We start from the raw sequence: 13,235 nt of genomic DNA, 5'->3' as shown, positions 1-13,235 counted from the left end.
TCCGGTAAGCGAAAAAACAAACGGCGGCCCCGCAAGGCCGCCGTTTTCGTTTATCCGTAATGTGCCACCGGCGTGCCCGCGATGGCCGCCATGTTCAGCAAGCCGCGCGGGGTGATCGACTGGCTGACGATATGGGCGCGGTTGCCCATGCCCATCAGGATCGGTCCGACCTCAAGCCCGCCGCCCTTCATCTTCAGGATGTTCCGCACCCCCGAGGCCGCATCCGCATGGGCAAAGATCAGCACGTTGGCTGCGCCCTGCATGCGGTTGCCGGGGAAGACCCGTTCGCGCAGCACCGGATCCAGGGCGGAATCGACGTTCATCTCGCCCTCGTAACAGAAATCGCGCGGGGCGCTGTCGAGGATGGCGATGGCGTCGCGCAGGCGCTGAGCCGTCTCGGTCTCCTGGTTGCCGAACTGGGACCGGCCGCACAGCGCGACATTCGGCACCAGGCCAAAGCGCTTCACGTGGCGGGCAGCACCGATGGCGGCCTTGGCCAGCTGCTCGGCCGTGGGGTTGGAATGCACATGGGTGTCAGCCAGGAACAGCGGCCCGTCTTCCAGGATCATCAGCGACAGCGCGCCATGCGGGTGCAGCCCGCCCTGGCCCAGGACCTGCTGGACGTAGTTCAGATGCCAGCGGTATTCGCCGAAGGTGCCGCAGATCAGGCTGTCGGCCTCTTCGCGGTGCACCATGACCGCGCCGATGGCGGTGGTGTTGGTGCGCATGACCGCGCGCGCCAGGTCCGGGGTCACGCCCTTGCGGGCCATCAGATCGTGATAGGTGCCCCAGTAGTCGCGATAGCGGGGGTCGTTTTCCGGGTTCACGATGGTGAAGTCGACGCCGGGCCGGATCTTCAGGCCGGCGCGTTCACAACGCGCCTCGATCACCTCGGGACGGCCGATCAGGATCGGCTGTTCGGTGGTCTCGTCCAGGATCGCCTGGGCGGCGCGCAGCACGCGCTCATCCTCGCCTTCGGCAAAGACGATCCGGCGCGAGGCGGTGCGCGCGGCCTCGAAGACCGGGCGCATCAGCAGGGCGGATTTGAAGACCGAGGATTTCAGCTTTTCGCGATAGGCGTTCAGATCCTCCAGCGGCCGCGTGGCCACGCCCGACTCCATCGCGGCCTTGGCAACGGCCGTGGACACGGTGGCCGACAGGCGCGGATCGAAGGGCTTGGGGATCAGGTAATCGGCGCCAAAGGTCAGCTGTTCCCCCTGGTAGGCGGCGGCGGCCTCGGCGCTGGTGGTGGCGCGGGCGAGGGCGGCGATACCTTCGATACAGGCCAGCTCCATCTCGTCGTTGATCTCGGTCGCGCCCACGTCCAGCGCGCCTCGGAAGATGAACGGGAAACACAGCACGTTGTTGACCTGGTTGGGGAAATCCGACCGGCCCGTTGCGATGATCGCATCCGGCACGACGGCGCGCGCCTCGTCCGGCATGATCTCGGGGGTGGGGTTCGCCAGGGCGAAGATCACCGGACGGCTGGCCATGCGCCCGACCTGTTCGGGCATCAGAACGCCGGGGCCGGACAGGCCCAGGAACAGGTCCGCTCCCTCGATCACATCGTCCAGCGTCCGCAGGTCCGTGGCTTGGGCAAAGGCCGCCTTCTGCGGGTTCATGTCCTCTGTCCGGCCCTCGTAAACCAGCCCGTGAATATCGCACAGCCAGACGTTTTCGCGCTTCACGCCCAGCTTGAGCAGCATGTTCAGACAGGCGATGCCCGCCGCTCCGCCGCCCGTCGACACCACCTTGATGTCCCCGAACTCCTTGCCCGCGACATGCAGCGCATTGGTCGCGGCCGCCCCCACGACGATCGCCGTGCCATGCTGGTCGTCATGGAACACGGGGATGTTCATCCTCTCGCGGCACAGTTTCTCGACCACGAAGCAATCGGGGGCCTTGATGTCTTCAAGGTTGATCGCGCCAAAGGTCGGCTCCAGCGCGCAGACGATATCGGCCAGCTTCTCGGGGTCGCTTTCGTTGACCTCGATGTCAAAGCAATCGATGCCGGCGAACTTCTTGAACAGGACGGCCTTGCCCTCCATCACTGGCTTCGAGGCCAGCGCCCCGATGTTCCCCAGCCCCAGAACGGCCGACCCGTTGGACACCACCGCCACAAGGTTCCCCCGAGCAGTATAACGCGAAGCATTGGCCGGATCGTCCTTGATCTCCAGGCAGGCCTCGGCCACGCCGGGCGAATAGGCCAGGCTCAGGTCGCGGCCGTTGGCCAGCGGCTTGGTGGCGCGGATTTCCAGTTTCCCGGGGCGCGGGACCTCGTGATAGGTCAGGGCCGCCTGGCGCAGGGTGTCGCGGGCATTCTTGTTGGTCTCGGTGGACATCTCGGGCTCCTCAAGGGGGATAGTTCAGCGTTAAACTAAATCCTGCGCGGGTGAAAGCCCCCTCCGGCGAAACCCCGCTCGCCGCGCCGCCTCCGGACCTTACCACCCATGCCCCCGCCGGGTTACCATTGACCAACCTTAACACGCATTAAGGTTAACAAATCCACCGATCATCTTGCCAAAAATACTCCCGCCGGAGGCCTCCTGCCATCCCCGTCGCCGCGACGGCAGCCAGCCCCGCACGGGAATCTGTCTTGCAATGCGCCCGCGCCGGGCCAACACTGCGGGTTCCGATCCGGGGTCCGGTCCGGCTCCGATATTAGAACAAACCGGCGATCCGCGCCGCCCGCCCGCGCCGGGCCCGGGGCCCCGCTGCTGATCAGACCCAGACATGCCGGGCCGCAGGCCCGTCCAAAGACGAAAGACATGTAGATGGCAGACAAGACCACCACAGGGACGACCGCAACGGCGACAGATCTCATGCAGGCCGCGCGCAAGGTGCGGGAAAACGCCTACGCGCCCTATTCCAACTTCAAGGTCGGGGCGGCGATCCGCGCGGCCTCGGGGCGGGTGTACACGGGCGTGAACGTGGAAAACGTGGCCTATCCCGAAGGCACCTGCGCCGAGGCCGGGGCCATCGCCGCCATGATCGCCGCCGGCGACACCGTGATCGAAGAGGTCGCCGTCATCGCCGACAGCCCGACCCCGGTGCCCTGCTGTGGCGGCTGCCGGCAGAAGCTGAACGAATTCGGCGCAGGCGACGTCCCTGTCACCATGGGCACGCTTACGGGCGCGACCCTGACCCTGACGCTGGCGGAAATCCTGCCGGGCCGCTTCGATGCGGGCCATATGGACAGCGCCGCGACAAAGGCCCGCTGACATGGACGCGCGCCGTATCATTGCCCGGTTGCGCAACGGCGAAACGCCCAGCCGGGAAGACCTGCAGTGGTTCGCCCAGGGCCTGGCCGACGGGGCCGTCTCGGACGCCCAGGCGGGGGCCTTTGCCATGGCCGCGCTGCTGAACGGGCTTTCTGACGACGGCCGCGTGGCGCTGACGCTGGCCATGCGCGACAGCGGGCGGGTGCTGTCCTGGGATCTGGACGGGCCGGTGCTGGACAAGCATTCCACCGGCGGCGTGGGCGATTGCGTCAGCCTGGTCCTGGCCCCGGCGCTGGCGGCCTGCGGGGCCTATGTGCCGATGATCTCGGGGCGGGGGCTGGGCCATACCGGCGGCACGCTCGACAAGCTCGAGGCGATCCCCGGCGTGCTGACCTCGGTGGACGAGGCGCGCTTTCGCCAGATCGTCGACCGGGCGGGCTGTGCCATCGTCTCGGCCACCCATGACATCGCGCCCGCCGACCGCCGCCTGTACGCGATCCGGGATGTGACCTCGACCGTGGAAAGCCTGGACCTGATCACCGCCTCGATCCTGTCCAAGAAACTGGCGGCAGGGTTGGACGGGCTGGTGCTGGACGTCAAGATCGGCTCGGGCGCCTTCATGAAGAACATGGACGAGGCGAAATCCCTGGCCGAGGCGCTTGTCGGCACCGCGAACGAGGCCGGCTGCAAGACGGCTGCGGTGATCTCCGACATGAACCAGCCACTGGCCCCCTCGCTTGGCAATGCGCTAGAGGTCGCGGCCTCTTGTGCGGTGCTGACGGGCCGGGACCAGGGCGCGCTGCTGGACCTGTCGGCCACGCTTGGCGGCGTGGTTCTGGCCGGTGCCGGGCTGGTGGCGGATGTTCCCGCGGGCCATGCGGCGATGATGGCGGCGATATCCTCGGGCGAGGCGGCCGAGCGTTTCGGTCGCATGATCGCCGCCATGGGAGGGCCGCTGCGCTTTGTCGAGGATCCGGGCCGGTTCCTGCCCGAATCCACCGTGATCCGCGAAATCCCCGCGCCCTGTGACGGCTATGTCTCGGCGATGGACGGGCAGGCGCTTGGCATGGTCGTGGTCGATCTGGGCGGCGGAAGGAAGGTCGAGGGCGACAAGATCGACTATGCGGTCGGCCTGTCGGACATCGCCCCGCTTGGCACCCGCGTTCGCAAGGGCCAGCCCATGGGCCGGGTCCACGCCGCCCGCATGGGCGACGCCGAGGCCGCGGTGCGCAGCGTTCAGGCCGCGATCCAGGTCGGCGAGGTGATGCCCGACGTGCCGCCCCTGATCCGCGAGGGGATCGGCTGATGGCACGTGTTTTCCTGGTCGTGATGGATTCGGTTGGCATCGGCGGTGCGCCGGATGCGGATCGCTTCTTCAACGGTGACGTGCCCGATACCGGGGCGAATACCCTGGCGCATATCGCCCAGGCCTGTGCGACGGGCCGGGCTGAACAGGGGCGATCCGGCCCGCTGCACGTTCCCAACCTCGATGCGCTTGGGCTGGGGGCAGCGGTGCGCCTGGCCTCGGGCGCGGCCACCCCGGGGTTGGACGCCGAACCAACCGGCACCTGGGGCGCGGCGAGCGAGGTAAGCCCCGGCAAGGACACCCCCTCGGGACATTGGGAGCTGGCGGGCGTGCCCGTCCCCTGGGACTGGCATTATTTCCCCGACGCCACCCCGGCCTTTCCGGACGATCTGGTGGCCCGGGTCTGCGACATCGCCGGGACCGACGGCATCCTGGGCAATTGCCACGCCAGCGGCACGGCGATCATCGCCGAACATGGGGCCACACACATGCGGACGAGCCAGCCCATCTGCTATACCTCGGCCGACAGCGTGTTCCAGATCGCCGCGCATGAAGAGACCTTCGGTCTGGAGAAATTGTTGGATTTGTGTAAGTCGCTTGCGCCGACCCTGCACGCGATGAAAGTCGGCCGCGTGATCGCGCGCCCCTTCGTGGGGGATGGCCCCGACACTTTCCAGCGCACGAAAAACCGCAAGGATTATGCCATCTCGCCGCCCGCACCGACGCTGCTGGACCGCGTGCAGGCCGCAGGTCATCCGACCCATGCCATCGGCAAGATCGGCGACATTTTTTCCATGTCCGGCATTGATGATGTCGTAAAAGGGACAGACGCCGAGCTGATGCAGCACCTCTCCAAGGCGGTAGACGAGGCCGAGGACGGATCGCTGACCTTCGCCAATTTCGTCGAATTCGACAGCCTCTATGGCCATCGCCGCGACATCTCGGGCTATGCCCGCGCGCTGGAATGGTTCGACGCGGAACTGGGGCAGATCCTGCCGCGCCTGCGGCCGACGGACCGCTTGATCCTGACCGCGGATCACGGCAATGACCCCAGCTGGATCGGCACGGACCACACGCGGGAACGGGTGCCGGTCCTGATCGCGGGGGCAGGGGCCGGGACGCTCGGCCTGATCCCCTTTACCGGCGTTGCCCGCATCGCCGCCCGTCATCTGAAGGTAGACTGGACATGAGCCTGAGAGACCTGCCCAAGCTGGAACTTCACCTGCACCTCGAAGGGGCGGCCCCGCCGTCGCTGATCCGGGGCATGGCGAAAGAGAAATCCGTCGATATCAGCCGGGTGTTCTGCGAAGACGGATCCTATGATTTCCGCGATTTCGTGCATTTCCTGTCGGTCTACGAGGCCGCGACCAGCGTGTTGAAATCGCCCGAGGATTACGCCCGGCTGATGACAGCGGTGCTGGAGGAAAGCGCCTCTCACGGGGTGATCTACACCGAATTCTTCGTCTCGCCCGACTTCTGCGGCGGCAGCGACGTCACGGCCTGGCGCGAATACCTGCACGCCATGGAAGAGGCCGCCACCCGCGCCGAGGCCCAGCTGGGCATCGCCAGCCGCGGCATCGTCACCTGCATCCGCCACTTCGGCCCCGACAAGGCCAAGCCCACGGCGCTTTGCGCGGCGGAAACGGCAGGCGGCTGGATTACGGGCTTTGGCATGGGGGGCGACGAATCCGTCGGCCATCAGGGCGACTACGCCTACAGCTTTGACATGGCGCGCGAGGCCGGGCTGCGGCTGACCACCCATGCGGGCGAATGGGGCGGGCCGACGTCGGTACGCGAGGCGCTGGACGATCTGAAGGTCGAACGCCTGGGCCACGGCGTCCAGGTGATCCAGGACCTGGCCCTGGTCGACCGCCTGATCGAAGAGGACATCGTGCTGGAAGTCTGCCCCGGATCGAACATCGTGCTGGGCGTCTATCCGAAATGGGATCGCCACCCGATCCAGGCCCTGCGCGAACGCGGGGTCAAGGTCACGGTCAGCACCGATGATCCGCCCTTTTTCCACACCACCATGACGCGCGAATACGAACAGCTGGCCCGCGTTTTCGGCTGGCGCGCGTCGGATTTCCACGAGATTTCGCAAACCGCACTGGACGCCGCCTTCTGCGACGCCGATACCAAGGCGCGACTCGCCGACAAGCTGAAGGACCATCCGCAATGACCGATCACCTGACAATCGTCGATCACCCCCTTGTCCAGCACAAGCTGACCCTGATGCGGGATCAGACGACCTCGACCGCCGTGTTCCGGCAGCTCCTGCGCGAGATTTCCCAGCTTCTGGCCTATGAGATCACGCGCAACCTGCCGATGACCACCCAGACCATCGACACGCCGCTGCAGCCAATGGAGGCCCCGGTGCTCGAGGGCAAGAAACTGGCGCTGATCTCGATCCTGCGGGCGGGCAACGGGTTGCTGGACGGGGTGCTGGAACTCATCCCCTCGGCGCGGGTCGGTTTCGTCGGGCTCTACCGGGACGAGGTCACGCTGCAGCCGGTGCAATATTACTTCAAGGTGCCCGAAAACCTCGAAGATCGCCTGGTGATTGCCGTCGATCCGATGCTGGCCACGGGCAATTCTTCGGCCGCCGCCATCGATCTGCTGAAGAACGCCGGGGCGACGAACATCCGCTTCCTCTGCCTGCTGGCCGCCCCCGAAGGCGTGGCCCGCATGAAGGAAGCCCACCCCGATGTGCCGATCGTCACCGCATCGCTTGACGAGAAGCTGAATGAAAAGGGCTATATCGTACCGGGACTAGGGGATGCGGGCGACCGCATGTTCGGTACTAAATAAGCGGCAAATATCGCTTTGCCCCCCGGCAGATCCCTTTACTCGGCCCCGCGCTTGGGGCAGGGTGAAGGCCACAGACCGGGGGGTTCTATGACCAGATTTTCGCGCCGTTTTTCGCAGTCCTGTTCCGTTGCCACCGTTGCCGCCGTGGCCCTGACCATCGGCGTCGCGGGCATCGGATCCTCGGCCATGGCGCAATCGCGCGGCCCGGCGGAATATCCGCCGGCCAGCTACGCGGGCTCGCAATATGTCGACAGCAAGGGCTGCGTCTTCGTGCGCGCCGGCGTGAACGGCAATGTCACCTGGGTGCCCCGCGTGGCGCGCAACCGCCAGGCGGTCTGCGGCTTCCAGCCGACGCAGGTGCAGGGGGCGACTGCTGCACCCACGGCCCGCCCGCCCGTGACCGTCATCACCGCCGCCGAACCTGAAACGCAAGCCGCCCCCGCGGCAGGGCCGGCACAGACCGCGGCCGCCCCCCAGGCGCAGCCTGCTGTGCCTGCGCCCGTGCGCCGCCCTGCTGCCGTTGTAGCCGGGCCCTCGGTGGCCCCGGTCGCGGTGCAACCGGTCCCCCGCGTCCGCGCCCCCGCCGCCCCGGTGGTCGAGGCACGCCCCCGCATCCTGCCCGCGCCTGCTGCTCCGGTCGTTTCTCCGGTCTTGGCACCGCAGGTGGCAACACCATGTGACGGATTGTCCGCCACGGGCCGCACCTACATGGGCTATGGCGGAACCCAGGGCCTGCGCTGCGGGCCGCAGTCTGACTATGCGTCGAATTACGCCTCCGGTGCGCCGCGCTTCATGGTTCCCGGTGCGGCCCCGGCCATGACCGCGCCGCAGGCCCCCCAGGCAGCCGCACCCGCGAGTGGCCCAAAGGTCTTTGCCGTGCCGACCCGCGATGTGAAACGCGTGGTCACCGCGCGCACAACCAGTGACCATCAGATCGATCCGGACGCGCGGGTCATGCCGAAACACGTCTACGAGAACAAGCAACTGACCCAGCAGGGCATTGCCGTGCCCAAGGGCTATCGCAAGATCTGGGAAGACGACCGGCTGAACCCGCGGCGCGCGGAACAGACCCTCTCGGGCAAGCGCAAGATGGAGATGGTCTGGACCAATACCGTCCCCCGCCGCCTCGTTCCGGTCGAGGTCGCGCCCGCCAAACCCGTCGCCCGCGCCGCCTCGGTCTCGTCGCGCAGCGCGCCGCAACCGGCCGCCCCCGCAGGCCGCTACATCCAGGTCGGCAGCTTCCGTACCCCCGGTAATGCCCAGGCCGTGGCCCAGACCCTGGCCAACAAAAGCGGCCAGCGCGTGCAGCTGCGCCAGTCCGGCACCGCGCGGGTGGTCATGATGGGACCCTTCACCAACGATCGTGACCTTGGTCGCGCCCTTGCCATCGCGCGGCAGGCCGGGTTCGCGGATGCCTTCCCGCGCCACTAGGCCCCAATAAAAATCCCCCGATCATCTTGCCCTAATTACTCCGGGGTAAGCGCGGAACGGCCCCTCGGGGCCGTTTTGCGTGAAGGGGCAGCGCCCCTTTCAACGCCCATCACCCCGCGCTGGCACCCATCTGACGCTCCAGCGCGATCAGCCGTTCCTTGCGCCACAGTCCGCCGCCATATCCGGTCAGGGACCCATCCGCCCCCAGCACCCGGTGACAGGGGATCATCACCGCGATCTGGTTGGCCCCGTTGGCGCGGGCGACGGCGCGGGTGGCCTCAGGGCGGCCGATCTCTTGCGCCAGGCCGGAATAGCTGCGGGTTTCGCCGGCGGGGATGCGGCGCAGGGCCTCCCAGACCTGGCGGGTGAAGGGTGTGCCGTGCAGGACCAGCGGTGTTTCGAACCGGGTCAGGCGGCCCGCCAGATAGGCGCGCATCTCCTCGGCGGCTTGGTCGATTGGGGCGGGACGGCCCAGGGCGACCCGGCCTTTCACCGCCTTGCGCAGCCGCTCCAGCTCTTTCGGCAGGGCGGGGCGGTCGGCGAATTCCAGAAGATGCAGCGCGTGATCGTCCGCCACGGCGATCATCGGACCAAGATCGGTCGAGATCCAGTCGATGCGCAGCAGCGGGTCAGGATGGCTCCAGCGATCCGGCGGGGCCCCCATGAGGCGGGTCAGCGCGGCACGAAAGCCCGATCCGCTGTCGAACCCGGCCTCCAGCTGGGCGTCGATCACCCGTGCGCCGCCCGCCAGCTGCCCCAGACCTGCCTGCAATCGCCGCATCCGGGCGAGGTCTAGGAAACTGATCCCCAGGCTGCGCCGGAAGGCGCGCCGTACGGTCGAGGGATCCAGGCCAAGCGCCAGCAGATCCGCCTCGCGCCAGCGGCGGGCGGGGTCATCCTCCAGCGCGCGGGTCAGGCGGGTGACCAGGGGATCGGCCCCCTCAGGCTCCAGCGGGCGGCAGCGCTTGCAGGGGCGGAACCCGGCCTCGACACAGGATTGGACAGAGGCGTGCCAGCTGCAGTTCTCGGGCTTCGGCTGACGGGCCGGACAGCCCATCCGGCAGAAGATCCCGGTCGAGGTCACACCGACCCAGAGCCGCCCGCGCATGTCGGGGGACCGGGCAAAGAAGCTGTCGTAACAGGTCTGGCTGTCGGGAAGGTCAAACATCATGGCCCAAGCCTAGCCGATTCCCCCGGGCCGCTGCGCCGAAAATCGGGCGTTGATGTCGGGGCCTGAATGGGGCCTGAACGCGGGCCTGAACGGGCGGGCAAAACCACCCCTCAAGATCCGCCCGGCAGCCCTATCCGCCGCAGATCGTCTGCAACCGCAGCCAGTCCGCATCGCGCAGCAGGGGCGGAGGGGCGGTGTCGGCAAAGGGGTCGGCCTCGATCAGGTCCAGGACGGATTCGCCGGTGACGTCCAGCGCATAGGCGTAGGGGGTCGAGCGCAGCTGCGCCTCGGCAAAGCGGGGGATCAGCGCATCGGCAGGCGGGCGGGCATCCGGCCCGGTCAGCAGGTATTCGGCGTATTTGCGGATCGTGCCCGAGGGCAGGTTGCCCGTGGTCAAAAGCCGGAAAGACGCGGTCAGCCCGGCCCGGTTCAGAAGCGCCGCCAGCGGATCGCCCGAGGTGCCGCGATACAGCTCGGCCACGACATAGCCGGCGACCACGTCGGGTTCCTCGTAGTCCTCGATCAGGGACTTGTTCAACAACATGCGGCGGCCCGGCAGCAGCAGCGCGCCGGTGACGCCCTGGCGCACGACCTCGACACTGAGGGTGGGTTCCTGCGGGGCAATGCGGGCGGTCAGCCGGTCCAGCGCCGCCTGGCCGCGCGGCGCATCGCAGGCAGGACCCGAGACGCGGGCGATTTCCGCCTGCAGCGCCTCGCCGATCTCGGCGCGCTTGGCCTTGGGCACGACGCTGATGGCATGGCGGCGCATGGCATCGGGCAGCCAGAAGATGCCCCCTGCCAGCACCGCGCCCAGCACCGCGATCAGGATGAACAGACGCAGCCGTCCGGGATGCGGGCGGCGGCGTTCGATATGGCTGCGCATCCGGTCCAGCGCAGCGATCATCGCGGCGTGATCTGCGGTCAGTTCCAGCGTCTCGCCGGGGTCGCCATCGGGGTGAAAGATCGCCGGAACCTCGCCGGGGTTGGCACGGTCCAGGGCGCCGATCGACCAATGCGCAAGGGTCTGGCCCTTGTTGTCGGTCAGGATCAGCGTGGCCTCGCCTATGGTCACCACGACCTCGCGGCGCTGCGCCTCGACACTGTCACGCCACAGCCCTACTGCGGTAAGGTTTTGATATTGCTGAAATACTGACATTCTGCCCGACTGCCTGTTCGCTGGTCCAAAGCCTAGCACGCACTGCCATGGGGGGCAATTCCGGCAATGCAATCCGGGGCTTCGGCAAGATTTGGCCGGCTGGAATGCAAATATGCGGTTGCGTTTGGTTGATAGGGCTTGTGGAAACGTTTTTCGCGGCTTTAGACTTCCCTCACGGCGCGGGAGAGGAGCCTGAGCCCAGGATCGCCCCATGTTCCATGTGTCCCATTCGGGGGTGTGCGGAAGATGCGGGCAGGTCCGCGCGGGACCGGGATCGGGTTCTGGACGCCCCTGGCGCAGAGTCCGATACCGGTCACGCAGATCCGCCGTGCGGGCGGTTCCAGGTCTGGCGCGCTTTCCGATTGTTCCGCGATTTCAAGCAACTGCTGTCAGGCGCGGGGAACCGGGGCCCCGGTGTCGGGACCCCGTGCAGCGCCGGACCGTCACAGGGCCTTGGCGCTTTGGCGCAGTTCGAATTTCTGGATCTTGCCGGTCGAGGTCTTGGGCAATTCCTGGAACACCACCTTCTTGGGCGTCTTGAACCCGGCCAGCCGTTCACGGGCGTATGCAATCAGCGCGGCCTCGTCCCCGGTGCGGCCGTCCTTCAACTCCACAAAGGCGCAGGGCACTTCGCCCCATTTCTCGTCGGGCTTGGCCACAACCGCGCAGAGCAGGACGTCGGGATGGCCCATCAGCACGCCCTCGACCTCGACGGACGAGATGTTTTCCCCGCCCGAGATGATGATGTCCTTGGCCCGGTCCGAGATCTGGATATAGCCGTCGGGATGCTGCACGGCGATGTCGCCGGTGTGGAAGTACCCGCCCGAGAAGGCCTCTTCCGTGGCCTTGGGGTTCTTGTAATAGCCCTTCATGACGCCATTGCCGCGCATCATGATTTCGCCCGTCGCCTGACCGTCCATGGGGATCTGATCCATTTCCGATGTCATGACGGTAATGTCGTCATAGGCGGGCATGGCCACGCCCTGACGCGCCTTGATTGCGGCGCGGGCGTCGCCCTGCAGGTCCCCCCAGAGGTCGTCATCCCAGGTGCATTCGGTGGCGGGTCCATAGACCTCGGTCAGGCCATAGACCTGGGTGACGTTGAAGCCCATGGGCTCGATCGCTGCAAGGGTCGCCGGGGCGGGCGGCGCACCGGCGGTAAAGACCTCGACCGTCTGGGGGAAGGGGCGGCGCTGATCCTCTGGCGCGTTGACCAGCATGTTCAGCACGATGGGCGCGCCGCCGAAATGGGTCACACCTTCGTCGGCAAAGGCCGAGAAGAGGGCGGGCGCGGTGATGTCCCGGCAGCAGACGACCGTGCCGCCCAGAAGCGGGATCATCCAGGTGTGGCACCAGCCGTTGCAGTGAAACAGCGGCACGATGGTCAGGTAGCGCGGGTAAAGCTGCATCCGCCAGGACAGGATCTGCCCCATGGCGTTCTGATGCGCGCCGCGGTGGTGATAGACCACGCCCTTGGGCCGCCCCGTGGTGCCCGAGGTATAGTTCAGCGCGATGCTTTCCCATTCGTCTTCGGGCAGGATCCAGTCGAACCCGGGGTCGCCGCTGGCCAGCAGGTCTTCATAGGTCTGGTGGTCGGATTGCACGTGCACCCCGGCCTGGTCATCGGGACATTCGATGATGGTCGGTGCGGGGCCCTCCATCCGTTCGAGGGCCTCGGCGAGGACGGGAATGAACTGGCTGTCGCACAGGACAACCTTTGCGCCGCCATGGTCGAGGATATAGGCGATCGTGTCGGGTTCGAGCCTTGTGTTGATCGCGTTCAGCACGGCACCGCAGGCGGGCACGCCAAAATGCGCCTCGGCATGGGGGGGCAGGTTGGGCAGGATCGTCGCCACCACGTCGCCCGGTTTAATACCCAGGGTGGTCAGCGCCGAGGCCAGCCGGGTGACGCGGTCGATGTATTCGGCATAGGTCTTGCGGAAGCTGCCATAGACCAGCGCCTCACGCCCGGGCCAGATGCGGGCGGCACGGCGCAGGTTGGTCAGGGGCGTCAGCGGAACGTAGTTTGCCTTGCGTTTCTCCAACCCGTTTTCGTCGGCCATCCAGCCCATGTGCGATCCTCCCTTTTCGCCTGCGCAGGGCAACGTAGCAGATCGCAGGGCAAGGGAAAGGGCCGGTGCG

General features: G+C 67.1%; 10 protein-coding genes. 6 read left to right on the top strand and 4 right to left on the bottom strand.

All coding sequences use genetic code 11. The annotated features are described in order from the left end of the window. Positions 1 to 50: 50 nt before the first annotated feature. Positions 51 to 2,342, bottom strand: a complete 2,292-nt coding sequence (locus tag BMX99_RS12560) for an NADP-dependent malic enzyme (RefSeq protein WP_093452275.1) — start codon at positions 2,340 to 2,342, stop codon at positions 51 to 53. Positions 2,343 to 2,774: 432 nt separating this feature from the next. On the opposite strand from BMX99_RS12560, the gene BMX99_RS12555 reads away from it, so the two are divergent. The 6 genes from BMX99_RS12555 to BMX99_RS12530 all read left to right on the top strand — a co-directional run bounded on the left by BMX99_RS12555 (position 2,775) and on the right by BMX99_RS12530 (position 8,766). Then, positions 2,775 to 3,221, top strand: coding sequence for a cytidine deaminase (locus tag BMX99_RS12555; protein WP_093452273.1), 447 nt, complete (start codon positions 2,775 to 2,777; stop codon positions 3,219 to 3,221). Between the two features lies 1 nt (position 3,222). After that, positions 3,223 to 4,527 (top strand): thymidine phosphorylase, encoded by a 1,305-nt coding sequence (locus BMX99_RS12550; RefSeq protein WP_093452271.1) that lies wholly within the window; start codon positions 3,223 to 3,225, stop codon positions 4,525 to 4,527. After that, entirely contained in the window at positions 4,527 to 5,717 is a 1,191-nt protein-coding gene (locus BMX99_RS12545) for a phosphopentomutase (protein WP_093452269.1), read from the top strand. Before BMX99_RS12550 ends, BMX99_RS12545 begins: the two co-directional genes overlap by 1 nt. Then, complete coding sequence (locus BMX99_RS12540) at positions 5,714 to 6,706, top strand: adenosine deaminase (RefSeq protein ID WP_093452267.1); 993 nt, start codon at positions 5,714 to 5,716, stop codon at positions 6,704 to 6,706. The genes BMX99_RS12545 and BMX99_RS12540 overlap by 4 nt, the downstream gene beginning before the upstream one ends. Next, on the top strand, positions 6,703 to 7,335 hold the full coding sequence (gene upp, locus BMX99_RS12535) for a uracil phosphoribosyltransferase (protein ID WP_093452265.1): 633 nt from the start codon (positions 6,703 to 6,705) through the stop codon (positions 7,333 to 7,335). The genes BMX99_RS12540 and upp overlap by 4 nt, the downstream gene beginning before the upstream one ends. Before the next feature lie 87 nt (positions 7,336 to 7,422). Further along, positions 7,423 to 8,766: an SPOR domain-containing protein gene (locus tag BMX99_RS12530; RefSeq protein WP_093452262.1), complete on the top strand. Its 1,344-nt coding sequence runs from the start codon at positions 7,423 to 7,425 to the stop codon at positions 8,764 to 8,766. Positions 8,767 to 8,875: 109 nt separating this feature from the next. On the opposite strand, the gene BMX99_RS12525 is transcribed toward BMX99_RS12530, so the two are convergent. From BMX99_RS12525 to BMX99_RS12515, 3 genes are all read right to left on the bottom strand, one after another. Continuing rightward, complete coding sequence (locus BMX99_RS12525; RefSeq protein WP_093452260.1) at positions 8,876 to 9,937, bottom strand: bifunctional transcriptional activator/DNA repair enzyme AdaA; 1,062 nt, start codon at positions 9,935 to 9,937, stop codon at positions 8,876 to 8,878. A 130-nt stretch (positions 9,938 to 10,067) separates the two neighbouring features. Continuing rightward, positions 10,068 to 11,093, bottom strand: coding sequence for a hypothetical protein (locus BMX99_RS12520; RefSeq protein ID WP_093452257.1), 1,026 nt, complete (start codon positions 11,091 to 11,093; stop codon positions 10,068 to 10,070). Positions 11,094 to 11,536: 443 nt separating this feature from the next. After that, on the bottom strand, positions 11,537 to 13,165 hold the full coding sequence (locus BMX99_RS12515) for an AMP-binding protein (RefSeq protein WP_093452254.1): 1,629 nt from the start codon (positions 13,163 to 13,165) through the stop codon (positions 11,537 to 11,539). Positions 13,166 to 13,235: the final 70 nt, after the last annotated feature.

Source organism: Pseudooceanicola nitratireducens (genome assembly GCF_900109195.1).
Taxonomy (GTDB): domain Bacteria; phylum Pseudomonadota; class Alphaproteobacteria; order Rhodobacterales; family Rhodobacteraceae; genus Pseudooceanicola; species Pseudooceanicola nitratireducens.
This window is presented reverse-complemented; position numbering and strand designations above follow the sequence as displayed.

Coding starts and splice junctions, on each gene's coding strand:
- BMX99_RS12560 (WP_093452275.1), bottom strand. CDS start 2,342: ATGTCCACCGAGACCAACAAGAATGCCCGCGACACCCTGCGCCAGGCG.
- BMX99_RS12555 (WP_093452273.1), top strand. CDS start 2,775: ATGGCAGACAAGACCACCACAGGGACGACCGCAACGGCGACAGATCTC.
- BMX99_RS12550 (WP_093452271.1), top strand. CDS start 3,223: ATGGACGCGCGCCGTATCATTGCCCGGTTGCGCAACGGCGAAACGCCC.
- BMX99_RS12545 (WP_093452269.1), top strand. CDS start 4,527: ATGGCACGTGTTTTCCTGGTCGTGATGGATTCGGTTGGCATCGGCGGT.
- BMX99_RS12540 (WP_093452267.1), top strand. CDS start 5,714: ATGAGCCTGAGAGACCTGCCCAAGCTGGAACTTCACCTGCACCTCGAA.
- upp (WP_093452265.1), top strand. CDS start 6,703: ATGACCGATCACCTGACAATCGTCGATCACCCCCTTGTCCAGCACAAG.
- BMX99_RS12530 (WP_093452262.1), top strand. CDS start 7,423: ATGACCAGATTTTCGCGCCGTTTTTCGCAGTCCTGTTCCGTTGCCACC.
- BMX99_RS12525 (WP_093452260.1), bottom strand. CDS start 9,937: ATGATGTTTGACCTTCCCGACAGCCAGACCTGTTACGACAGCTTCTTT.
- BMX99_RS12520 (WP_093452257.1), bottom strand. CDS start 11,093: ATGTCAGTATTTCAGCAATATCAAAACCTTACCGCAGTAGGGCTGTGG.
- BMX99_RS12515 (WP_093452254.1), bottom strand. CDS start 13,165: ATGGGCTGGATGGCCGACGAAAACGGGTTGGAGAAACGCAAGGCAAAC.